Consider the following 551-nt stretch of genomic DNA (forward strand, 5'->3'; position numbering starts at 1 on the left):
TGGGGTGGACGAGGGTCTGGAAAGACAAGATCATTTGCATTGATGGCTGCTTTAAAAGGCTATCAATTTGGTATGCAGGGGATATCGGGGACCATTCTTTGTGCACGTCAGTTTCAGAATTCTTTGGCAGAAAGTTCATTGGAGGAGATTAAGCGCGCCATTGAAGCGCACGACTTTTTAAAGGACTATTACAAGGTTGGGGAATCGTCGATTAAGTCGATAGATGGTCGCGTAGCCTTTCAGTTTTCTGGTCTTGACCGTAATATTGCGAGCATTAAATCGATGGGGCGCATTTTGCTTTGTTGGGTTGATGAAGCAGAGCCGGTAACAGAGACGGCTTGGCAAACGCTTATACCGACTTTGCGAGAAGAAGGAGAGGGATGGCGGGCAGAATTATGGGTGACATGGAACCCGTTGCGAGAGAATGCCCCCGTTGAGAAGCGGTTTCGCTTTTCAGACAATGAGGCAATCAAGCGTGTTGAGATCAACTGGTCAGACAATCCGAAGTTTCCCAAGATCTTGAATGAAGCGCGGCTTGATGATCTGAGAAA

The 551-nt window shown here is 47.4% G+C and carries 1 protein-coding gene; it reads left to right on the top strand.

Features of this window, described 5'->3' with window-relative positions; genetic code table 11:
- The coding region (locus ACFINY_RS09950; protein WP_375701086.1) for a phage terminase large subunit at nt 1–551 on the top strand (551 nt) is incomplete at both ends.

It is taken from the genome of Bartonella sp. AA23NXGY, assembly GCF_042197165.1.
GTDB lineage: Bacteria > Pseudomonadota > Alphaproteobacteria > Rhizobiales > Rhizobiaceae > Bartonella.